This is a genomic window from Micromonospora sp. ATLC16, assembly GCF_057196645.1.
In genome coordinates, this window is the sequence record NZ_JBXUOW010000079.1 from 1 (window position 1) to 21,175 (window position 21,175).

A 21,175-nucleotide genomic window follows, 5' to 3' on the forward strand; every position below is an offset into this window, starting at 1 on the left:
GGCGCGGCGGGAGGCTGGGTGCGTACCGCCGGGGGGTTGGTCGCGGGCTCGGAGCCGGCGGTGGCCGGCGGCGCGTCGGTGCCGGCGAGGGTGAGCCGGCGCTCCATGCGTTCGAGGCGTTGGAGCAGGCCGCCGGTAGCGTCGTCGACGCCGGGCAGCAGCATCCGGGCGCAGATCAACTCCAGCAGCAGCCGGGGCGCGGTGGTGCCGCGCATCTCCACCAGGCCGTCGTGCACGATGTCGGCGCACCGGGAAAGCGTGCCCGGGCCGAGCTGCTGCGCCTGGGCGGCCATCCGCTCGATCTGGTCGTCCGGTCCGTCGATGAGGCCCTTGGTCGCCGCGTCGGGCACCTGCTGGAGCACGATCAGGTCGCGGAGCCGTTCCAGCAGGTCGGCGGCGAACCGGCGGGGGTCGTGCCCGGCCTCGGCGACCCGGTCGACGGTGGCGTACGCGGCGGCGCCGTCCCCGGCGGCGAGGGCGTCGCACATCTCGTCGATCAGCGCCGCGTCGGTCACCCCGAGCAGCGCCGCGGCACCGGCGTAGGTCACCCCGTCCGGCCCGGCACCGGCGATGAGCTGGTCGAGTACGGAGAGGCTGTCCCGGGCGCTGCCGCCACCGGCGCGCACCACCAGCGGGAACACCGCCGGCTCGACCTGCACCCCCTCGGCCTGGGTCAGCTGCTCCAGGTACGGCCGGAGCACCTTCGGCGGGATCAGCCGGAACGGGTAGTGGTGGGTCCGCGACTTGATGGTGCCGAGGACCTTCTCCGGCTCGGTGGTGGCGAAGATGAACTTGACGTACTCCGGGGGCTCCTCGACCAGCTTGAGCAGAGCGTTGAAGCCGGCCGACGAGACCATGTGCGCCTCGTCGATGACATAGATCTTGAAGCGGCTGTTGGCCGGCGCGAAGAACGCCTTCTCCCGCAGCTCACGGGCGTCGTCCACGCCACCGTGGCTGGCCGCGTCGATCTCGATGACGTCGATCGACCCGGTCCCGTCACCGGCCAGCGACCGACACGAGTCGCAGGTGCCGCAGGGCTCCGGGGTCGGGCCGTGCTCGCAGTTGAGCGAGCGGGCCAGGATGCGGGCGCTTGAGGTCTTGCCGCAGCCGCGTGGGCCGGAGAAGAGGTACGCGTGGTTGAGTCGCCCGCTGCGCAGCGCCTGCGACAACGGCTCGGTGACGTGCTCCTGCCCGATGACCTCGGCGAAGGTACGCGGCCGGTACTTGCGGTAGAGCGCCAGTGCCACGGCGTCCCGCCTCCTCTCGACCGAGCCATTCTGCGCCCACCTCGCCCACCTGACCACCCACCCCGCCGGGCAGCCCCGGGTGGCCCGCCCGGCTTGCGGCAGGCCGGGCCGCTGGGTGATCCACTCCCGCTACGGCAGGTCACGCTGGTCACGCTGGCGGGATGATCCACTCCGGTTGCGGCATCTTGCGGCCTCCAGCGGCCGGGAAACCCCAAGATGCCGCAACCGGAGGACGCCAGAGGACGCCAGAGACAGAAAGGCCCCCCGTGCACCCGGCAGAGCTCGCTTATCCTTGCTGCCTTCCGGCCCTGGGGAGGTTCACGAGATACCGCCGCACGGGAGGTGGCCCCAGCCTACCCGACCCACGGTGGATCTTCAGAGGGTGGTGGGGTGGGAAGCTCGGCGCGGACCTGTATCCTGACTCGCGGAGGATTCGCCTAGAGGCCTAGGGCGCACGCTTGGAAAGCGTGTTGGGTTAACACCCTCACGAGTTCGAATCTCGTATCCTCCGCTCTTCTGAGCAGGAAAAACGACAGGGCCGGCCCCCACGGGGACCGGCCCTGAGTCGTTTCTACCGTCTCCGACCTGCCTACCCGCCAGCCGCAGCCGACGGCTTCAGTGGGGCAGTTCTTCCCAGGGGTTCACGACGACGATGCCGGTATCGCTGAAGTCCTTGACGTTACGGGTGGCGAGGGTAGCCGCCTGGGACCGACAGATGGCCGCGATCTGCGCGTCAGAGCCGTCGATCGGATTACCGGCGCTCTCCCCGGGCTGCGACGACGTCGGCGTAGGCGTTCGGCGTCAGAGCGGCATGGCCGCAGGCCAGGTTCCCTGACCGTAACGAACGGTTGACGGCATATAACGGTCGCCGTACGGTTGTGCTCATGCAGGAACCCACCTTTCTGATCCTCACCGCGCTGGCGGCGCAGCCGCTGCACGGCTACGGGGTGATCCGGTCCGTCGACGAGCTGTCGGCGGGCGAGGTCAAGCTGCGGCCTGGCACCCTCTACGGTGCGCTGGACCGGCTGGCCGAGCAGGGCCTGGTCGCCGTCGACCGGGAGGAGGCCGTCGAGGGCCGCCTGCGCCGCTACTACCGGCTCAGCGATGCCGGTGCCGCCGCGTTGCAGGCGCAGGTCGAGCGGCTACGCCGGCACGCCACCGCAGCCGAGATCCAGTTGGGCAAGCGCCTGGGCGGCGCGCTGAGCTTCGGCCTGGTGAGCGCCCCGACCGCAGGCGAGGTGACCGGATGACGGCGGCCTGGCCGATCGCCGACGACCGGCTGGAGCGTGGCTACCGCAGGCTGCTGCTCGCCTACCCGCGTCGGCACCGGCGGCGGCACGGTACCGAGGTGGTGACCACGCTGCTGGAGATGGCGGAACCGGGCCAACGCCGTCCCCGGGCCGGTGAGGCCCTCCACCTGATCGTCAGCGGCCTGCGGCTGCGGTTCCGGCTGCCCGCCGGCCGGCCGTTCATGGCGCTCGCGGCGCTGCTCACCGCACTGGTCATGGGCGGTTTCGGTGCCGCCGCCGGCTCCTGGCTCGGCGCCCAGACCTTCGCGGACCTGCCCGACGACGACAGCGCGGCGCGCCTGACGCAGTTGGCCGGCGGGCTCGGCGAGTCGAGCCAGTACCGCGTGGAGACGAACTGGCACGCCGACCGGAGCAACGTGATCGACGTCGTCGCGGCCAGCTGGAACGGCGAGCAGGTCCGGCAGCGGTTCGCCGATGCGGGTTGGTCCGTCTCCGAGTCCACTCCGCTCTCCGCGCGCCGGGTCACCCTAAACTCGGACGACACCACCACCGAGACCCCGTTGCGTGGCGCCCGGTTCGACGCCGAGTCCGACGGCCTGCTCATCCGGGTCCGCGCGTATACCGCCGACGACGGCGGCCAGGTCTCGATCGACGCCACGCCAACCCGTACCGCCGCCTTCCTGCCCCTGGTCGCCATCGGCATGGCCGGCGGGCTGGTCGTCGGCTGGCTCGTCGCGGCGGCCGTCGCGTACCACATGGTGGCAGCGCCGCTCGGACGGCGGATGACCGCCGGTGGGCTCGGCAGGACCTCGCTGCTGGCGCTGGCGCTACCGACGCTCGCGCTGTACGGCAACGCCGTGCGGATGGTCCGCGCCGGCGGCGGCGTTGACGACGGCGGCCTGCTCACCGTGCACAGCGCCTTCACCCCGGGCGAGTACTACTACCCGGTTGGACCGTCCTGGCTGATCCTCGGGCTGACCATCGCCGGTCTCGCGGTCGCCGTCGCGACGCTGCTCGTCGCCCGGCCCGGCAAGCAATCACCGCAGCAGGTCGCCGAGGCGGGCTGAGCACGGCGACCCGGACCGACACGGGGACGGGGGCCGCCGGCAACGCCGCGCGGCCTCCGGTCGGTACGCCGCCGCCGTCTCCGGCGCGCCCCGCCCGCCACTTCCGCTGGGGACGGCGGTCCAGCACCCGCGACGGTACGCGGACAGCCTCCTAACCTCGCACACGCGCCCAGGACACGAAGCGGTCGAACAGCCCGACCGCCGACGTCGGGTCACCGAGTTCCGCGCTGGCCTGCGCGTACAGCGCCGCGAGGTGCACCAGCAACGCGGCCCGATCGTCCCGGTACTCGCCCAGCAGCCGGAGCTTCGCCGCGCCGCACGGCCAATCGACAGGCTGCGCAGGGGCATCTACCTGGTTCCTCGCCGGCCCTCAACGGCGGCGATGAGCGAGCCCGCCCACCAGCGCCAACCCTGCTCGGCGGCACCGCCCGGGCGCTATCCGACGGCACCGACCGGCCCGACTCCACCGACCCGCCCCGCCGCCACCGTCGATTGGTGGATGGGGGCCGCCGTGGTTGCTCGCCCGGCGGCGGCCCCCCGATGTCACGACCGCCGGGTCAAAGGGGGATGAACCTCCACCGGCCGCGCCATCGATACCCCAACTTGCCGCAGGTAACGGGACAACTACATGGCGTGTGGGTATGGTCGGCGGATATTCGAGACGTCCGATGGGAGGCGGCCATGAACGACGCGCTGCGGGTGGCACTGCGGGACACCGGGCACACGATCGAGTCGCTCGCGGAACGCGTCGGCGTCGACCCGAAGACGGTGAGCCGCTGGTTGCTCGAAGATCGGATCCCGCATGCCCGGCACCGGCTCACGGCGGCAGATGCGCTCCGGAAGAATGTCTCCGACATTTGGCCGGACATTTCGCGACGTCGGGCGCTGGTCTGGTTCCGCCCCTGGCAGGAGATCGAGCGCGAGGCGACGACGCTGCGTTCATACCAACCGTTGGTAGTACCCGGCCTGCTCCAGACCGAGGCGTACGCCCGCGCGGTCCTCACCGGCGGCGGCCTGATCCCGCGCAGCGAGGTGTCGCGGCTGGTCGACCACCGGATGTCCCGCCAGTTGATCCTGCACCGCGAGGAGCCGCCGCTGCTCACCGCAGTGCTTGACGAGGCGGTGCTGCGCCGGCCGGTCGGCGGCCCGGCCACCATGCGCGAGCAACTGCTGGCGCTCGCCGAGGCATCCACCCAACCGCACGTCCGGATCCATGTGGTGCCGTCCACAGTGGGCGAATACGCTGGGCTGAACGGCCCGTTCGTGCTGGCGACCGCGTCCGATCACCGCATCGCCGGCTACCTGGACAACCAGTTGCAGGGGCAGGTGGTCAGCGAGCAGGCCGAGATCGCGGCGATACTTGCCGCGTGGGAGAACGTGCGCGGCGAGACGCTCTCGCACTGGCAGTCGGTCGACCTGATCAGGGAGGTGGCGGAATCATGGCAGTGAACGGCACCCCGGCGCTGTCCGGCGCCCGGTGGCACACAAGCAGCCGCAGCAGCGGCAACGGCGGCGACTGCGTCGAGGTCGCCCGGAACCTGCCCGACGTGGTGGGCGTACGCGACTCGAAGGACCCGACCGGCCCGGCACTGGTCTTCAGCCCGGCCGCGTGGCGGGCCTTCGTCGCCACCGTCGACAAGACCTGACCACCGTCGTACACATGTTCTATCCACAGGTTGTGGACGCCGGGTGAGTTACCAGCTCAGCGCGGTCGTCGCGGACGCCGAGCTGCTGCGCGAGGAGACCCGCGAGCTGGATCATGCCGTGCTCGGCGAACTGCGGCAGGACTTCGCGCTGCTGCCGGTCACGCCGCAGCTCGTGCAGGAACTGACCGGCACCCCACCGGACTACCTCACCGGTGACCCCGACCGGGAGCACCCCTTCACGCTGATCCTCTCCCCCACGCTGACCGAGGTCCTGGCCCGCTGGTCGGTGCGCGGCCCGCTGGCGTACGTCGAGGCGGAGTTCGCCGCCGGGGCCGGACACCAGGCCGCGGCGGTCTGGCTCGACGGCGGCCTCGCCTGGGGGCCGCGCTTCGACGCGGCGTTCGACGGGCCGCGCCCGGAGTGGCCGATCAACGCGGCGCTGCTCGAGCTGGGCGTGGAGCCGGGCCGATGGATCGACCCCTTCGCTGAGCTGGGGTTACACGTCGAGCGGAGCACCGAGGGATGGCTCACGCACGGGCGGCGAGGGCTCAGCGCCGACTACTGGGACGAATTGGCCGACGAATGGGAGTCTCGGCAATAACCTCAGCGCCCCCGTCACGTTGGGGAGTGGGGGATTCTGATGAAATTGCGACAATTCGGCTTCATCGCCGCACTGCTTCTGGCTGCCTCGGCATCGGGTAGCGGAGTCATGCCACCGGACACCATCGCCGTCCACGAGCCCGTCGCGTCGTTGAGCGTCGTCGATCTCGACGGAGTGGCCGATGTGGACTTCGGCGACTCGGAGAGCGAGCTGACCCGGCGCGGCATCCTGCGTACCGACATCGACGCCTGCGGCCCGACGCTGGCCGGGTACGACGAGATAAGCCCGATCTTCATCGACGATCGGCTGGTGCTGCTCTGGGCCGGCGACCCGGTCCGCACTCCCGAGGGCATCGCGGCCGGCTCGCCCGTCGCCGACGTCCGGGCGAACTATCCGACGGTACGCGAACTGCGCGCTCCACAGCGCACGTACCGCTTCGACGGCCTGCTCGCCCGCAACGGCGACCGCGCCTACCTGTTCCTGCACGACGGCCAGACGGTGCAGAAGATCATCGCCGGGTACGCCGACTGGGCCCACCGCCTCTTCGTCGAGGGCCACGCCCCCTGCTGAGCCGCGTCACCACCTGACCGGCAGTCCCACCGGGCCGAGGATGGCGTGCCCCTGCTTCCACCGCACCTCGTCCGCAGCCACGGCCAGCCGCAACGTCGGCAGCTCGCGCAGCAGCAGCGCCAGCGCGAGCCGGACCTCCAGGGCGCCCAGGTGCGCGCCGACGCAGTAGTGCGGGCCGTACCCGAACGAGAGGTGCGGGTTCGGGTCCCGGCCGAAATCCATCCGCTCCGGGTCGGCGAAGACCCGCGGGTCCCGGTTGGCGGCGTCGTGCGACGGGATGACGACGTCGCCCTCGGTCAGCCGCGCGCCGCTGGGCAGCGTCACATCCGCCATCACCCGCCGGGGCATCTCGTCGCCGTTGGAGGTCGAGTGCAGCCGCTCCAACTCGGCGACCGCCCCGTCGACCTGCTCCGGATGCTCCAGCAGGTAGTCCCACGCGCAGTCGTGCCCGGCGTACGGGCGGGTGCGCAGCAGGTACACGAAGGTCGAGATGGAACTGGCCGTGGTCTCCCATCCGCCGACGATCAGCGAGAGTGGAAGTTTGACCTGGACGTCCACCGGCTGGTCCGCCGCCGCCGTGGCGATCCGGGTCATCAGGTCATCACGGGGGCAACCGCGCCGCCCGTCCAACTGCTGCCACAGATAGCCCCCCATCTCCTCGGCGGACCGGGCGGCATCGGCCCGGGTGAGGTCGGCGGTGCCCATGAACATGTCGCCCCAGCGGCGGAACTGCGCCCGGTCCGGCTCGGGCAGGCCGAGCAGATCGGAGATCACGTTCAGGGCGAACGGTACGGCGAAGTCACCCACCAGATCCGCCGAGCCGCCCTTGGCGGCCAGCACCGCGAGCTGAGCCTCGGCAGCCGCGCGCACCGTCTCGCGTAGCCCGGACACGGCAGGCTTGGTGAAGCCGTCCTTCACCGTTCCCCGGACCGCGGCGTGCTCCGCCCCGTCCATGCCGAGCATCGTCCCGGTCACATCGACCTGGTCGGCGTGGGCGGCGGCAGCCCGGGAGAACAGGTCCTGTCGCCGGAGCACCTCCCGGACGTCGTCGTACCGGCAGATCAGCAGCGCCGGCAGCCACCTCCCGCCAACCTGACGGACCACCGGCAGGACGCCGGATTCCGAGGCGGCGAGCTGCGCGTAGTAGGGGTGCTTCTCCGGGCCGCGCGTCCGGTCGACGCCATCCGCGTCGACGTTCAACGGGTGTCGTACTGGACCGTCGTCGACCGCCACCATGCAATTACCATGGCACTAATTCTCAGTGAAGGCAATCGATAACTGAGCGTGACGCCGGCACGGTCGGCACCGGCTGCCCCGATCCCCCTCGGCAGCTACGGCACAAATCTGCTGCCGCTGGGGCGAACGCGGTCACGAGAACCCGCATCAAACAGCACGACACCAGACGCCTTTGGAAGGACGACCCCATGCGGGCACGAACCCTGTTGATCGCGGCAATCGGCGCCTCGCTCCTCGCCGGCTGTACCTCCAGGCCGAACAATGTTGGCGGTGCCGCAGGACCGGCGGGCTCCCCGTCGGCGACCACCACCGACACCCCGCCTGCCGGTGTCCCCGGCACCCCGTCGGCGACCGCCACCGTCACCCCGCCCGCCGGTGTCCCCCGCACCCCGTCGCCCACCGCCGCGAAGCCGACCGGGTCGAGGTCGCCCAAGCCGCGCGGAATCCGTGCAACCGACTGGGCGAACGTGCGGCTGGGGGGTATGTCCTTCATGGACTTGGGAGACATCACGTTCCGGAATGGCCGGGCCTCTTCGGGTGCCAACAACTGCGTGATGCTGCCCGGCGGTGCACGGCCCGTGTACGCCGAGTTTCTCACCGAGGAGCCGGCCAACAGCCCGATCACCGAGGACGCCCTCATCCTCATCGAGTGCGGCAGCGACGCAATGGACCAGGCGCTCATCATGGTCCAGCTCGGCTACGACCAGAAGGAGAGGCGGGCGGTAGGGGTGATCGAGGCCGACCCGCCCAGCCGGCCGGGTGAGCGCATGACGTTCCTGTCGTACGCGGTCGAGGAGAGAGTGATCGTGACGACCGTCCGATGGGCGGACGGCACCCGGGAGACGCGCCGCTACCGATTCAACGGGGGCACAACTGGGGACAGTTCTAGGCCGCCGGGGCGAGCGAGTCGCTGGTCCGGAGGGTGCTCACGATCTCTTCGGTGCGGTCGGTCCCGTCCTTCGGGACCTGCGCCAGCTTGATTACGACGAGATCGCCGCCGAGATCGGAATTCCCGCCGGCACGGCCAAGTCGCAGGTCCACCGGGCTCGGCGGCACATCCGCAACTGGCTGAACGGCGGCTGACACGGCAAGTCGGTGTCGGTGCTGCTTTGAAGTGAGACCAGAGGCGGAACGCCCGGCCGGTCCTCGCGGACCTGCCGGGCGTTCGCGCTGCTCACGAGCGGTGGCGGAGGGATTTGAACCCTCGGAGGGCGTAAACCCTCACACGCTTTCGAGGCGTGCTCCTTAGGCCACTCGGACACGCCACCGCCGACGAGGGTACAGGACCACAGGTTCCGACGCCGAACCGGTCCCTGCGGGGCTGGCCTGGCAGGATCAATGCCATGAGTACGCACATCGGCGCGAAGCCGGGCGAGATCGCCGAGCGGGTCCTGATGCCGGGTGACCCCCTGCGGGCCAAGTGGATCGCGGAGACCTACCTCGAGGGCGCGAACTGCTACTCGACGGTCCGGGGCATGCTGGGCTTCACCGGCCGCTGGAACGGCGTGGAGGTTTCCGTGCAGGGCTCCGGCATGGGCATGCCCTCGGCGTCGATCTACGCCCACGAGCTGGTCAACGAGTACGGCGTGAAGTCGCTGATCCGGGTCGGCTCGTGCGGCGCGCTCAGCGAGGATCTCCAACTGCGCGACGTGATCGCGGCGATCGGGTCGTCCACCGACTCGAACATGAACCGGATGCGTTTCGACGGGTTGATCGACTACGCCCCGGTCGCCGACTTCGGGCTGCTGCGTACCTCGGTGGAGGTGGCCGAGCGGCGCGGCGTCGCGATGCGGGTCGGGCCGATCCTGGCCGCGGACGCCTTCTACACCGACCGGCCGGACCTCTACGACAGCCTCGCCGAGTACGGCGTGCTGGCGGTGGAGATGGAGTCGGCGGCGCTGTACACGATCGCGGCCCGGTTCAAGGCCCGCGCCCTGACCCTGTTGACGGTGAGCGACCACATCAAGACCGGCGAGAAGACCACCTCGCAGGAGCGGGAGCAGACCTTCAGCCAGATGGTCGAGATCGCCCTGGACACCATCACCGCCTGAGCCACCGCCGAAGCGTCCCGCCGCCCCCGTGCGGTGGTGGGACGCTCTGTGTCGGGTCGGTGTGACGACCTCCTGGCCTTAGCCAGCGGCCTCGGGATGAGGATTTCAGCCAGAAATATTTGCGTCTGGGTGACATGGCGACGTCAGCGGAAGAATGCGCGCAGGACAGCGGCGTTCTCGGTCTCCAGGACGCCGCCGTACACCTCGGGACGGTGGTTGAGTCGGCGGTCGCGCAGCACGTCCCAGAGCGAACCGGCGGCGCCCGTCTTGGGTTCCCAGGCACCGAAGACCACCGTCGAGACCCGGGCCAGGACCAGCGCCCCGGCACACATCGTGCAGGGTTCGAGGGTCACCACCAGGGTGCAGCCGTCCAACCGCCAGCGGCCCAGCCGCTGGGCGGCCCGGCGTAGCGCGAGCACCTCGGCGTGCGCGGTCGGGTCGCCGGTCAGCTCGCGCTCGTTGCGACCGATCGCCAGCTCACTGCCGTCCGGGCCGTAGAGCACCGCGCCCACCGGCACGTCGCCGGCCTGGCCGGGCCCACCCGCGACGACGTCACCGACCGCCGCGCCAGCCGCACCTCCGCCCGGGGCGGAACCGGCCGCACCTCCGCCCGGGGGCACCGAACTGCCACCGCCTTCCGACGACGCAACGCCCCCGGTCACCGCGACTTCGAGGGCGCGACGCATCCAGAGTTCGTGCCGCTGTCGCCGGCCGGTACCGGTCGGGTCGGCCAGGCCCTCGTCCGCTCCCGGCCCGCGCCGGCCGACGGAACCGGGCGTGGGCTGCCCCGGCCGGACCGTCTCCAGCGCCGGATCGGTCACGTCAGACGGCTCAGACCTCACGCAGTTCCTCGACGTCGTCCACGCAACCCAGCACCTGGCAGATCTCGGCAGTGACGTCGGCCGGCATCATCCCCTCGTGGGCGCAGAGGGCGAGCAGCCGTTGCGCGGGGATGCCCAGGTCGGTCAGGAGATCCGCCTCGCCCACCGGGTCCGCCTCCGGATCGACGGCCGGCTGGTCGCCGTCTTCACCATCGCCTGTGGTGGTCGGACGCACCTCCTCGGCGTCGTCGAGCCCGGTCACCGACGTCTTCAGGTCACCGACCAGCAGGGCACCCAGCCGGGCCTCCTCCGCGTACGCCGAGTCGGAGCCGAAAACCCGCAGGTCCTCGCCCTCGTCAAGACGCAGGATGACCAGGTAGGTGTCGTCCGCCTCGACGAACAGCAGCGACAGGTCCGCGTCGGGAGCGATGTCGCGGAGCCGCTCGGCGACCTCGTCGACGTCGGCGGCATCCCGCAGACTCAGCTCGGCGGCCGTCCAGCCGCCCTTCTCGCGCACGACGGCCGCAGCGAAGTACGACACGTTTCCCCCAAGTTGCCTCGGCACAGCACTCGCCGATCCGTTACGCGTGCACGTTAGCCGGTCAGGTCGGCGGGCGAACGGTCAACGCCCCGAAGGGCCGGTCATTCCCGGGGAAGGATCTCCGAGCCGCTCAGCCGGCGAGGCGTCGGCGAGTGGCGATCAGTTGGCGGAGCTGTGCGGTTCGGGCGCGTTGTGGCCGTTCGCGTTCGCGTACCGCGCGCGCGTCCGCCAACTGCGCCAGAAGCTGAAGGCGGCGGCGGCTGCGATCGGGATCCAGCCGCGGAGTGGTACAGGCCATACCGGGAGAGTGCCGAGTTACGGTGATCCAGTCAAGACGGGTTTCGGTGTCTGCGCGACGACGCACCGCAGCCGCCGTCGGCACGGTTCACCAGAGCGGCCAGTCACCGCTGCTCATCCAGCGCGTGAAGACCGCGGCGGTGGCAATGCTCCACCCTCCGGCGGTGACGATCGCGATGCCGGCGGCCACCCCCCGGTCGCCATACCTGACCAACGCCAGGGCCGCGAGCCAGGCCAGCGCACCGGCGAGCAGCGTCCACCAGACGTACCCGACGAGGCTGCCACCGAGCAGGCCGAAGAGGACCAGCCAGGCCAGTGTTCCGACCGCTCCCGCTGCGACACCGGCGCCACCGACCGGGTTCGGCTCGCGGTAGGCGGGGCGCGGCGGCCGTCCGGAGGGGAAGAGGCCCGACGGGTTGTACGGCAACACCGGTACCCACACCTCCACACGCACGGACGCTGTGCTACCACCGTATCGAGTCTGTCAGGATGGCCGGATGGTTCCGCTGACGATCGGACGCCGGCGCGCGTACGCCCTGTTGCTGATCGTGCCGGTGCTCGCGGCGAGCGGCTGCGGCACGCCCGGCACGCCGACGGACGCCGACCCGAGCGCTGTGACCAGCCCGACCGCCGTAGGCAGCCCGAAGGCCGTGCCCGGACCGGCCACCGCGCCGACCACCGGCGCACCGACACCGACCAGCGCGGCGCCCGACCTCACGGATCAGCCGGCGGCGACAGCACCGCGCGAGGGCCTGCCCCACATCTTTCCGGTACGCGCCAAGAAGGTGGCGTACCACCCGACCCACTCGGCGTACCCGGGGACGGACATCTTCGCCGACTGCGGTGAGCCGGTGGTCGCGGTCACCGACGGCGCGATCGGTGAGGTGAGCCGGCGTGACCGGTACCAGAAGAGCGGTCCGCAGGGGCCTTACAACGGCGGCCTGTCCGTGTCGGTCATCGGGGACGACGGGGTGCGCTACTACGGCTCGCACCTGACCGAGATCGCCGAGGGCATCGACGCGGGGGTGCGGGTACGGGCCGGTCAACGGCTCGGCACGGTGGGCCGGACGGGCAACGCCAACAACGTCTGCCATCTGCACTTCGGCATCTCCCCGCCGTGCCTGGGCGAGGACGGCTGGTGGATCCGCCGGGGGGTGGTCTGGCCCGCGCCGTACCTCGACTCGTGGCGCAAGGGCGGCAATCGGGAGCCGGCGGCCGAGGTGGCCGCGTGGCATCGCAAGCACGGCTGCCCGAGCAAACCGCCCGCGCGCTGATCGGCGCCATCCGGGTTCATCAGTCCGAAACATTGACGCAGGTCTCGCCGGTGAACTACCGTCCGGTAGACCAGAGAGAGCGCTCTCTCAGGTAGCTAAGTTCACAATAACGACGAAGCGTGCGCCGACCGGCGCGGCCGGGCCGGCACGCGTTGGAGGAAAGATGAGACCTCCCGTCCCACGCCGCCCCCACCATCGAATCCTGGCCGCCACCGCCGCCGCGACCCTCGTCCTCGGCGGGCTGGCCGTCATCGCCGGCTCCGCCGCGCAGGCCGCGCCGGTCGGCGCCGGCAGCTACACCACCACTGCGGTCGGCCCGCTCCCCGGCGGCTGCGGCAACATCGCCAGCAACCCCCGGCAGTACGTCACCGCCGCCGCGCCATCCGGGGCCGTACCCACAAACGACTGGTGGTCGTCGCTGCTGTGGAAGCGGCTGAACTGCACCTTCAGCGAGCCGTTGCACGCGCATCCGGTGTCCTACCAGCCTGTCACCGACGGGCTGGGCTTCTCCGCCACCTCGACCCCGGCCATCTCCGGCACCGCCACCGGGGTGGGCGAGTTCAAGTACCCGTACGTCGAGGACATCCGGGTCGGTGTGGCCGGACTGGCCGCCCCCAACGCACTTGTCGACGGTTGGACGGACTGGACGGTCACCCCGTACTGGAGCGACGGGGCGCGGACGATGCGCGCCACCATCGGCCACGGGTTGCCGCTTGCGTACTTCCGGGCCAGCGGCGGCGACGCGGTGATCAACGCGACCGGCGGCAGCCCCACGGTCTGGTCCAACAACGGAAGCAGCATCGGCTTCACCGTGCGCGGCCACGACTACGTGGCGTACGCGCCGACCGGCGCGACCTGGACCGTCAGCGGCAACCGGATCAGTTCCAACCTCGCCGGGCGCGGCTACTTCAGCGTCGCGCTGCTCCCGGCCACCGGTGGCGGCACCGCCCGCACCCAGCTCGCCAACACCTACGGTCAGTACGCGCACGCCCACGTCACCGGCACCCGGGTCAGCTACAGCTACAACGCGGCGACCAGCCGGGTGGAGACCCGGTACACCTTCACCACCACGCCCCGCGAGGGCACCGAGACGCGGACGGTGGTCAGCCTCTACCCGCACCACTGGCGGGCGCTGACCGGTGCCACGCCGATCACGCCGACCTACCCGTCCGCCCGGGGGCGGATGAAGGTGGTCACCGGCGTCGGCGAGTTCCGCACCTCGATGCGGTTCAACGGCGTACTGCCCGAGCTGCCCGCCGTCGCCACCGGAGCCGGCAGCGACCTGACCACGCTGCGGCAGCACCTGGCGGCGGCGCGGAGCAACCCGATGGACCAGCGCGGGAGCGACACCTACTGGACCGGCAAGGGGCTCGGCCGGGCGGCCCGCATCGCCGAGATCGCCGACCTGGTCGGGGACACCGAGACCCGTACCTCGGCGCTGAACGCCATCCGCGCCACCCTCGACGACTGGCTGACCGCCTCGTCCGGCGAGACCCAGCGGCTGTTCTACTACGACCAGCGGTGGGGCACCCTTATCGGCTACCCGGCGTCGTACGGCTCCGACCAGGAACTCAACGACCACCACTTCCACTACGGCTACTACATCGCCGCCGCCGCCACGCTTGCCAAGTTCGACCCGGCCTGGGCTCGGGACGACCAGTACGGCGGCATGATCGACCTGCTCATCCGGGACGCGAACAACTACGACAGGTCGGACACCCGCTTCCCGTACCTGCGCGACTTCGACATCTACGCCGGACACGACTGGGCCTCCGGGCACGGCGCGTTCGCCAGCGGCAACAACCAGGAGTCGTCGTCGGAGGGGATGAACTTCGCCAACGCCCTCATCCAGTGGGGACAGGCCACCGGTGACACGGCGGTACGCGACGCCGGCATCTACCTGTACACCACCCAGGCCGCCGCGATCCACGAGTACTGGTTCGACGTCACCGGCGAGAACTTCCCCGCCGAGTTCGGGCACTCCAACGTGGGCATGGTCTGGGGCGACGGCGGCGCGTACGCCACCTGGTTCAGCGCGGAGCCCGAAATGATCCAGGGCATCAACCTGCTGCCGATCACCGGTGGGCACCTCTACCTGGGCCAGCACCCGAACTACAACTCGGTGAAGTACGCCGAACTGGTCCGCAACAACGGCGGCGAGCCGACCGTGTGGCAGGACATCCACTGGCAGTTCCTCGCCCTCGGTGACGCCGACGCGGCGCTGGCCAAGTTGCGGGCCAACCCCGGCTACACCCCGGAAGAGGGCGAGAGTCGGGCGCACACCTTCCACTGGATCCGAAACCTGGCCGCCCTCGGCCGGCTCGACACCGGGGTCACCGCCGACCACCCGCTGGCCGCCGTGTTCAACCGCGACGGCGCCCGAACGTACGTGGCCAGCAACATCTCCGGCTCGCCGCTGACCGTACGGTTCTCCGACGGTACGCAGCTGACCGTGGCGGCCGGACGTACCACCACCAGTGGGGCGCACACCTGGAGCGGGGGCAGCGGCGGTGGGGGTACACCTCCGAGCCCGACGCCGACGGCCACCCCGACGCCGACGCCGACCCCGACGCCCACTCCCACACCGACGCCGACCGACCCGCCGTCCAGCTCGCCGGTGCGCTACCTGCTGTCCGGTGGTGGTCTGGGTGCCTCCGGCAGCGCCGGCACCACCACCGTGGCCAGCGCCGGTGGCGCGACCAACGACGGCACGCCACGCAATCCGGTGGTCTTCACCGCGACCGGGCTCGACCTCGACCACAACGGCGGGCAGACCGCGTTCGATCTCTTCCTGGACGCCGGCACGGCGGTCGGCAACGGGGTGCAGGCCCGCGTCTCGTACGACCTGACCGGGGACGGCAGTTGGGAACGGGTGGAGACGTACCGCTACTTCGCCACCGACCCGGTGCCGGGCTGGGAGCACTACACCCAGGCCGCCGGGCTGCACTCCAGCAGCGGTTCACTCGGCAACCTGCGGGGTGGCACGGTCCGGGTGGAGGTCTGGTCCGCGATCGGCAACAACCCCACCAACCTCGGTGTCGGGGACCGCTCCGTGGTGCGGCTGCCGTACGCCTGATCCCGTCCCTGATCCGTCCCTCCGCGCCGCCGGTCGTACCCCGACCGCCGGCGGGGCCGCGTAGGTTTGCCGACATGAGCGAGCGGGACCCTATCGCCGATCTGCGCCGGATCGCCTTCCTGCTGGAGCGGGCGAACGAGGCAACCTATCGGGTACGCGCCTTCCGTTCGGCGGCCAAGGCGCTGGCCGCGCTGCCGGCCGAGGAGGTGGCCGCGCGGGCCCGCACCGGTAAGCTCACCGAGCTGGCCGGGGTCGGCGACGTCACCGCCCGCTGCGTGGCCGAGTCGCTTTCCGGTGAGGAGCCGGTCTACCTGCGTCGGCTGGTCGCCACCGAGGGCACCGATCTGGACGCCGAGGCCACCGCCCTGCGTACCGCCCTGCTCGGCGACTGCCACACCCACTCGGACTGGTCCGACGGTGGCTCACCGATCGAGGAGATGGCGCTGGCCGCCGTCGAACTGGGCCACGAGTACCTGGTGCTGACCGACCACTCGCCCCGGCTGAAGGTGGCCCGGGGACTGACCGCCGACCGGCTCCGCCGTCAACTCGACCACGTGGCGCGGCTCAACGAGGCGCTGCCGGAGGGGTTCCGCATCCTCACCGGCATCGAGGTCGACATCCTCGCCGACGGGTCGCTCGACCAGGACGAGGAGTTGCTGGCCCGGCTGGACGTGGTGGTCGGGTCGGTGCACAGCGGCCTGAACGACGACCGGGCGAAGATGACCCGCCGGATGCTGGCCGCCATCGCCAACCCGCATCTGGACATCCTGGGCCACTGCACGGGTCGGATGGTCTCGTCCCGACCGGCCGGGGTGACCGGGCCGGGCGACCGGGGACACCGCGCCCGGACCCGGGCGGAAAGCGACTTCGATGCCGACGCCGTCTTCGCCGCCTGCGGGGAACACGACGTCGCCGTGGAGATCAACTCACGTCCGGAGCGACAGGACCCGCCGAAGCGGCTGATCCGGCGGGCATTGGAGGCCGGTTGCCGGTTCGCCATCAACACCGACGCGCACGCCCCCGGCCAGTTGGACTGGCAGCGCTTCGGCTGCGAGCGGGCCGCGCGGTGCGGAGTGTCCGCCGACCGCGTGATCAACACGTGGACGGCCGACGAGCTGGTCGCCTGGACACGCGACTGACGCGTGCCCAACCGCCCGGCCCACCTGTGCACCATGGCCGTGCAGTTCGTCTCCCCCGGCAGCCGGCGGCAGGACTTCATCGACAAGCCGACGCGCTGCACCGAGTAAAGTGCGCAGCGTGGGAAGAATCGACGATCTCGCGGACCGTTACGTCGCCGAGTGGGCGGCGCTGAGCCCGACCGGCGCTACCTACGTCGGCGTCGCCGGCCACGACGACAAGTTCGACGACCTGTCACCGGACGGGTATGCCGGGCGCGCCGAGTTGGCCCGACGCGCCCTGGCCGAGCTCGACACCATCGAGCCGGAGACGGAGACCGAGCGCACCGCGCGGGAGGCGATGCAGGAGCGCCTCGGCCTCGAACTGGACCGGTACGACGCCGGGGAGACCACCAGCGAGGTCAGCGTCATCACCAGCGGGCTGCACGAGATCCGGATGATCTTCGACCTGATGCCCACCGACGGGGAGCAGGCAAGGGCCAATCTGGCCGCCCGGCTGAACCTCTTCCCGCAGGCGTTGGAGGAGTACAAGACCACGCTGCGCGAGGCGGCGGCAGCCGGACGGGTCAGCGCGCGTAAGCAGCTGATCGAGGTGGCCAAGCAGTGCGACGCCTGGGTCGATCCGGACGGCGACAACGTCTTCCACGGGCTGGTCGAGCGGCTGGGCGAGGAGAGCGCCCTCGGTGCCGAGCTGCGCCGTGGTGCGGCGGCGGCCACGGCGGCGACCGCCGAGTTCGGCCAGTTCCTGCGCACCGAGCTGGCGCCCCAAGGACGGGAGAAGGAGGCCGCCGGCCGCGAGCGCTACGAGCTGGCCTCCCAGTACTTCCTCGGTGCCCGGATCGACCTCGACGAGACGTACGCCTGGGGGTTCACCGAGTTGGCCCGACTCAAGGCCGACATGCGGACGGTGGCCGCCCAGATCGCCGGTCCGGGCGCCACCATCGACGAGGCCGTGGCCGCGTTGGACGCCGACTCGGCGCGCACCATCCGGGGTCGGGACGCGTTCCGCGACTGGATGCAGGAGCTGGCCGACCAGGCGATCAGCGACCTCAACGGCACCCATTTCGACATCCCCGAGCAGGTCCGGCGGATCGAGTGCCTGATCGCACCGACCAGTGACGGCTCCATCTACTACACCGGCCCGAGCGAGGACTTCGCCCGGCCGGGTCGGATGTGGTGGGCGGTGCCGCAGGGGCTCACGGACTTCTCCACCTGGCGGGAGGTGACCACCGTCTACCACGAGGGCGTCCCCGGGCATCACCTCCAGATCGGCCAGACCGCCGTCCGGGCCGAGTTGCTCAACCGCTGGCAGCGGCTGCTCTGCTGGGTCTCCGGGCACGGCGAGGGCTGGGCGTTGTACGCCGAGCGGCTGATGGAGGAGCTGGGTTACCTGGACGACCCGGGCAACCGGCTCGGGATGCTGGACGGCCAGGCGCTGCGGGCGGCCCGCGTGATCGTGGACATCGGCATGCATCTGGAGTTGGAGATTCCGAAGGACAACCCGTTCGACTTCCACCCGGGTGAACGCTGGACCCCCGAGCTGGGTTGGAGGTTCCTACGGGCGCACTGCCGGGTGCCGGACGAGATACTGCGCTTCGAACTCAACCGCTATCTGGGCTGGCCGGGGCAGGCACCGTCGTACAAGGTGGGCGAGCGGATCTGGCTTCAGGCGCGGGAGGACGCGAAGGCCCGCAAGGGTGCCGACTTCGACCTGCGGGAGTTCCACCGCCAGGCGCTCGACCTCGGCGGGCTCGGCCTCGACCCGCTGCGCCGGGCGCTGGCCCGACTCTGACGAGTGTCGGCGAGCGGCCACCCCTCCCGCTCGTCCTCCCGCACCGCCGGCTGGTCGACCCGGGTCGGCGGCCGGTGGCGCCTGGTCGGGACTCAGGGTCTGCTTCTGCTGCTCGCGGACCTTCGGTGAGGTGAACCAGTCGCCTCGAAACACAGTTGGCACACCAGGCGCTACGTTGAGTCGGTGATTCGAGACGCCGCGATTCGAGTCGTCCGAATTATCCAGGTGCAGCGGAACGCAGGCTGCCAGCAAGGCGAGGTGTTGGCTACCGTGGTTCTCTTCCGGAGTAGGATCCCCTGGCTCCGCAGGCGGTATGTCGCTAAGAGGTAGTTGTGACGCTGTACGGCGAAGAACGTCCCCCGCCGGCCGACGAACGGCCCACGGTGCAGGTGGCTGCGGTCAGTTGGCCGATCGAGGAGCCGGCGCGGCCCGCACCCGTCCCGCCCGGCGGTGCCCGCTCCCGGCGGTTCCGGCTGTTACTCGCCTCCGGCGTGGCCACCGCCGTACTCGGTTCGGTGGGTGCGGTGGCCATCTGGGCGTACGCGGGCGACGTGCCGCGCGGCACCAGCGTGCTCGGCACCGAACTCGGTGGGCGCAGCCGGACCGAGGCCGCGCGGGAGCTGCGGGCGCAACTGGACCGCCGCGCGGCCGAACTCCAGGCCCCCTTCCAGGTACGGGTTGGCGAGCGGACAGCCGAGATCAACCCCGCCGAGGTGGGGCTCACCGTCGACGTGGACGCCACCGTGGCCGCCGCCGCCGCAACGAACGCCCACGCCGTTGACCGCCTGGTCGGGTCGCGGGAGGTCGAGCCGGTTGTCTCGGTCGACGTGCCGAAGCTGGAGACCGCCCTGACGAAGCTCGTCGGCGACCAGGGCCGAAAGATGACCAAGCCGGCGATCACCTTCTCCGGCATGAAGCCGAAGGTGCGCTACCCGAAGCCCAGCCTCACCATCGATCCGGAGCACTCCGCCGAGGCCGTCAAGCAAGGCTGGTTGGGTGGGCATCCGGTGACTGTTCCGCTGGTCGAGAACCACCCGGCCACCACGGCCGAGGAGGTGGACCGGTTGGTCGCCGAGCTGGCCGAGCCGGCGGTGGCGGCACCGGTCAAGCTGACCACCGAGCGTGGTTCGGTCACCATTCCACCGGAGGCCATCGCGAAGGGCCTCCGTTTCAAGGCCGACAAGTCCGGGAAGCTCACGCCCAGCGTGGACGTCAAGAAGCTGAAGGCCGCACTCGGGAGCAAGCTCGACAGCGTCGAGGTGGCCCCGAAGGACGCCACGATGACCATCTCCGGCGGGAAACCGAAGGTGAGCGACGGACGACCCGGCAAGCAGGTCGACACCAGCGACCTCGGCGCCGACCTACTCGCCGTCCTTCCCCACAGCCAGGGTCGTAAGATCTCCGCCGACCTGAAGCCGGTCGAGCCGAAGCTCACCGCGGCGAAGCTGCGCGGCCTGGGGATCAAGGAGAAGGTGTCGTCCTTCACCACCAACTTCACCGGCGGGCTCTCCTCGCCACGCAGCCAGAACATCGTGACCATCGCCAACGACGTGAAGGGCACGATGGTCCTGCCCGGCGAGACGTTCTCGCTCAACGGTCACACCGGGGAACGCGGCTACGCACAGGGCTACCGTGACGCTCCGGTGATCCTCGACGGCAAGCTGGTGCCGGGGGTGGGTGGCGGCACGTCGCAGTTCACCACGACCCTCTTCAACGCCTCTTACTACGCTGGCCTGGAGGACGTCGAGCACAAGCCACACTCGTACTACTTCAGCCGATACCCGGCGGTCATCGAGTCGACCATCTTCTGGCCAAACCTCGACTTCAAGTTCCGCAACAACACCGACCACGGCGTCCTGATCGACACCTCCTACACCGGCAGCTCGGTGACGGTGTCGATGTGGAGCACGAAGATCTGGGACAGCGTGAAGACCAAGTACGGGCCCCGGCGGAACATCACCTCACCGAAGACGGTCTACCTGGAGCCGGGCCCCAGCTGCATTCCCGCCAACGGCAGTCACGGCTTCACGCAGGACGCGTTCCGGGTCCTCAAGAAGGACGGCAAGGTCGTCAAGCGGGAGAAGTTCTCCTGGACCTACAGCGCGGAACCGCGCTTCATCTGCGCCAAGGAGCCTTCCTGACCTCCACCGGGTGCCAGCTCCGTCACGGCCCCGCCAGCCTCGGCAGGCGGGGCCGCTTGTTGTCCAGAGTCTCCAGTCGGTGGCTTGCCGCTAGTCTCGTCTCCTGTCGGCGGCTTGCCGCTATGCCCTACCGGCCTCGCGGCGGCACCGCTTATCCAAAGTCATCGGGCGACGGCTTCGGAACCCGGCGTTCCTCCTGCACCCGGATCTCCCGGCGAGATCGATGGGCGGCCGGATGGCCAGATCTCCTCGAACGGGCCCATCATCTCGTCGCCGATACCGCGGGGCGGAAGGGCACAGAGCTGGAATAGCCCCAACGCGTTCAGGGCCACCCCTGGGGGTGGCCCTGAACGGAAGAATGTCCGGCGGTGTCCTACTCTCCCACACCCTCCCGGGTGCAGTACCATCGGCGCTGGAGGGCTTAGCTTC

19 protein-coding genes, 2 tRNA genes, 1 rRNA gene and 1 other RNA gene are annotated in these 21,175 nt (G+C 70.7%); 15 read left to right on the plus strand and 8 right to left on the minus strand.

Features of this window, described 5'->3' with window-relative positions:
• Positions 1 to 1,247: DNA polymerase III subunit gamma and tau (locus AC2CHE_RS23465; RefSeq protein ID WP_484507019.1), on the minus strand; the 1,247-nt coding region annotated here is incomplete at its 3' end.
• Between the two features lie 255 nt (positions 1,248 to 1,502).
• Positions 1,503 to 1,592: signal recognition particle sRNA small type (ffs, locus tag AC2CHE_RS23470), an RNA gene on the minus strand.
• Between the two features lie 81 nt (positions 1,593 to 1,673).
• Between ffs and AC2CHE_RS23475 the strand changes: the two genes are divergently transcribed.
• The 7 genes from AC2CHE_RS23475 to AC2CHE_RS23505 all read left to right on the plus strand — a co-directional run bounded on the left by AC2CHE_RS23475 (position 1,674) and on the right by AC2CHE_RS23505 (position 6,381).
• A tRNA-Ser gene (locus AC2CHE_RS23475) sits at positions 1,674 to 1,758 on the plus strand.
• Positions 1,759 to 2,131: 373 nt separating this feature from the next.
• Positions 2,132 to 2,497, plus strand: a complete 366-nt coding sequence (locus tag AC2CHE_RS23480) for a PadR family transcriptional regulator (protein WP_484507020.1) — start codon at positions 2,132 to 2,134, stop codon at positions 2,495 to 2,497.
• Positions 2,494 to 3,564, plus strand: coding sequence for a hypothetical protein (locus AC2CHE_RS23485; RefSeq protein WP_484507021.1), 1,071 nt, complete (start codon positions 2,494 to 2,496; stop codon positions 3,562 to 3,564). The genes AC2CHE_RS23480 and AC2CHE_RS23485 overlap by 4 nt, the downstream gene beginning before the upstream one ends.
• A gap of 681 nt (positions 3,565 to 4,245) precedes the next feature.
• Entirely contained in the window at positions 4,246 to 5,013 is a 768-nt protein-coding gene (locus tag AC2CHE_RS23490) for a Scr1 family TA system antitoxin-like transcriptional regulator (protein ID WP_484507022.1), read from the plus strand.
• Entirely contained in the window at positions 5,004 to 5,210 is a 207-nt protein-coding gene (locus AC2CHE_RS23495; protein ID WP_484507023.1) for a DUF397 domain-containing protein, read from the plus strand. Before AC2CHE_RS23490 ends, AC2CHE_RS23495 begins: the two co-directional genes overlap by 10 nt.
• A 43-nt stretch (positions 5,211 to 5,253) precedes the next feature.
• Positions 5,254 to 5,811 (plus strand): hypothetical protein, encoded by a 558-nt coding sequence (locus AC2CHE_RS23500; RefSeq protein ID WP_484507024.1) that lies wholly within the window; start codon positions 5,254 to 5,256, stop codon positions 5,809 to 5,811.
• 39 nt (positions 5,812 to 5,850) lie between these two features.
• Complete coding sequence (locus tag AC2CHE_RS23505; protein WP_484507025.1) at positions 5,851 to 6,381, plus strand: hypothetical protein; 531 nt, start codon at positions 5,851 to 5,853, stop codon at positions 6,379 to 6,381.
• A 6-nt stretch (positions 6,382 to 6,387) separates the two neighbouring features.
• Here the strand turns inward: AC2CHE_RS23505 and AC2CHE_RS23510 are convergent, their stop codons facing one another.
• Positions 6,388 to 7,617 (minus strand): cytochrome P450, encoded by a 1,230-nt coding sequence (locus tag AC2CHE_RS23510; RefSeq protein WP_484507026.1) that lies wholly within the window; start codon positions 7,615 to 7,617, stop codon positions 6,388 to 6,390.
• A 482-nt stretch (positions 7,618 to 8,099) separates the two neighbouring features.
• On the opposite strand from AC2CHE_RS23510, the gene AC2CHE_RS23515 reads away from it, so the two are divergent.
• Positions 8,100 to 8,597 (plus strand): hypothetical protein, encoded by a 498-nt coding sequence (locus AC2CHE_RS23515; RefSeq protein WP_484507027.1) that lies wholly within the window; start codon positions 8,100 to 8,102, stop codon positions 8,595 to 8,597.
• Between the two features lie 22 nt (positions 8,598 to 8,619).
• The gene (locus AC2CHE_RS23520) at positions 8,620 to 8,700 is read left to right on the plus strand and encodes a hypothetical protein (RefSeq protein WP_484507035.1); all 81 of its coding nucleotides are present in this window, start codon (positions 8,620 to 8,622) and stop codon (positions 8,698 to 8,700) included.
• A gap of 98 nt (positions 8,701 to 8,798) precedes the next feature.
• Here the strand turns inward: AC2CHE_RS23520 and AC2CHE_RS23525 are convergent.
• Positions 8,799 to 8,885: transfer RNA gene (locus AC2CHE_RS23525), tRNA-Ser, on the minus strand.
• A gap of 75 nt (positions 8,886 to 8,960) precedes the next feature.
• Between AC2CHE_RS23525 and deoD the strand changes: the two genes are divergently transcribed.
• Complete coding sequence (gene deoD, locus AC2CHE_RS23530; protein ID WP_484507028.1) at positions 8,961 to 9,668, plus strand: purine-nucleoside phosphorylase; 708 nt, start codon at positions 8,961 to 8,963, stop codon at positions 9,666 to 9,668.
• 143 nt (positions 9,669 to 9,811) lie between these two features.
• On the opposite strand, the gene AC2CHE_RS23535 is transcribed toward deoD, so the two are convergent.
• From AC2CHE_RS23535 to AC2CHE_RS23545, 3 genes are all read right to left on the minus strand, one after another.
• Positions 9,812 to 10,354, minus strand: a complete 543-nt coding sequence (locus AC2CHE_RS23535) for a nucleoside deaminase (RefSeq protein ID WP_484507036.1) — start codon at positions 10,352 to 10,354, stop codon at positions 9,812 to 9,814.
• Positions 10,355 to 10,499: 145 nt separating this feature from the next.
• Positions 10,500 to 11,030, minus strand: coding sequence for a tRNA adenosine deaminase-associated protein (locus AC2CHE_RS23540; RefSeq protein WP_484507029.1), 531 nt, complete (start codon positions 11,028 to 11,030; stop codon positions 10,500 to 10,502).
• 385 nt (positions 11,031 to 11,415) lie between these two features.
• Entirely contained in the window at positions 11,416 to 11,775 is a 360-nt protein-coding gene (locus AC2CHE_RS23545; protein ID WP_484507037.1) for a hypothetical protein, read from the minus strand.
• A gap of 49 nt (positions 11,776 to 11,824) precedes the next feature.
• Between AC2CHE_RS23545 and AC2CHE_RS23550 the strand changes: the two genes are divergently transcribed.
• The 5 genes from AC2CHE_RS23550 (at position 11,825) to AC2CHE_RS23570 (ending at position 20,746) form a co-directional block, all read left to right on the plus strand.
• Entirely contained in the window at positions 11,825 to 12,601 is a 777-nt protein-coding gene (locus AC2CHE_RS23550) for a M23 family metallopeptidase (protein WP_484507030.1), read from the plus strand.
• Between the two features lie 163 nt (positions 12,602 to 12,764).
• Entirely contained in the window at positions 12,765 to 15,677 is a 2,913-nt protein-coding gene (locus tag AC2CHE_RS23555) for a glycosyl hydrolase (protein ID WP_484507031.1), read from the plus strand.
• 74 nt (positions 15,678 to 15,751) lie between these two features.
• Positions 15,752 to 16,816 (plus strand): PHP domain-containing protein, encoded by a 1,065-nt coding sequence (locus tag AC2CHE_RS23560; protein WP_484507032.1) that lies wholly within the window; start codon positions 15,752 to 15,754, stop codon positions 16,814 to 16,816.
• A gap of 118 nt (positions 16,817 to 16,934) precedes the next feature.
• Positions 16,935 to 18,605 (plus strand): DUF885 domain-containing protein, encoded by a 1,671-nt coding sequence (locus tag AC2CHE_RS23565; RefSeq protein WP_484507033.1) that lies wholly within the window; start codon positions 16,935 to 16,937, stop codon positions 18,603 to 18,605.
• Positions 18,606 to 18,937: 332 nt separating this feature from the next.
• Positions 18,938 to 20,746 (plus strand): VanW family protein, encoded by a 1,809-nt coding sequence (locus AC2CHE_RS23570; protein ID WP_484507034.1) that lies wholly within the window; start codon positions 18,938 to 18,940, stop codon positions 20,744 to 20,746.
• 360 nt (positions 20,747 to 21,106) lie between these two features.
• Here the strand turns inward: AC2CHE_RS23570 and rrf are convergent.
• Positions 21,107 to 21,175 (minus strand): 5S ribosomal RNA (gene rrf, locus AC2CHE_RS23575); the annotation flags it as partial.

What these genes read in the sequence shown, in the direction of transcription:
- AC2CHE_RS23485 (WP_484507021.1), top strand. Translation starts at nt 2,494, where the DNA reads ATGACGGCGGCCTGGCCGATCGCCGACGACCGGCTGGAGCGTGGCTAC.
- AC2CHE_RS23535 (WP_484507036.1), bottom strand. Translation starts at nt 10,354, where the DNA reads ATGCGTCGCGCCCTCGAAGTCGCGGTGACCGGGGGCGTTGCGTCGTCG.
- AC2CHE_RS23550 (WP_484507030.1), top strand. Translation starts at nt 11,825, where the DNA reads ATGGTTCCGCTGACGATCGGACGCCGGCGCGCGTACGCCCTGTTGCTG.
- AC2CHE_RS23555 (WP_484507031.1), top strand. Translation starts at nt 12,765, where the DNA reads ATGAGACCTCCCGTCCCACGCCGCCCCCACCATCGAATCCTGGCCGCC.
- AC2CHE_RS23490 (WP_484507022.1), top strand. Translation starts at nt 4,246, where the DNA reads ATGAACGACGCGCTGCGGGTGGCACTGCGGGACACCGGGCACACGATC.
- AC2CHE_RS23560 (WP_484507032.1), top strand. Translation starts at nt 15,752, where the DNA reads ATGAGCGAGCGGGACCCTATCGCCGATCTGCGCCGGATCGCCTTCCTG.
- AC2CHE_RS23505 (WP_484507025.1), top strand. Translation starts at nt 5,851, where the DNA reads ATGAAATTGCGACAATTCGGCTTCATCGCCGCACTGCTTCTGGCTGCC.
- deoD (WP_484507028.1), top strand. Translation starts at nt 8,961, where the DNA reads ATGAGTACGCACATCGGCGCGAAGCCGGGCGAGATCGCCGAGCGGGTC.
- AC2CHE_RS23495 (WP_484507023.1), top strand. Translation starts at nt 5,004, where the DNA reads ATGGCAGTGAACGGCACCCCGGCGCTGTCCGGCGCCCGGTGGCACACA.
- AC2CHE_RS23510 (WP_484507026.1), bottom strand. Translation starts at nt 7,617, where the DNA reads ATGGTGGCGGTCGACGACGGTCCAGTACGACACCCGTTGAACGTCGAC.
- AC2CHE_RS23515 (WP_484507027.1), top strand. Translation starts at nt 8,100, where the DNA reads ATGTCCTTCATGGACTTGGGAGACATCACGTTCCGGAATGGCCGGGCC.
- AC2CHE_RS23480 (WP_484507020.1), top strand. Translation starts at nt 2,132, where the DNA reads ATGCAGGAACCCACCTTTCTGATCCTCACCGCGCTGGCGGCGCAGCCG.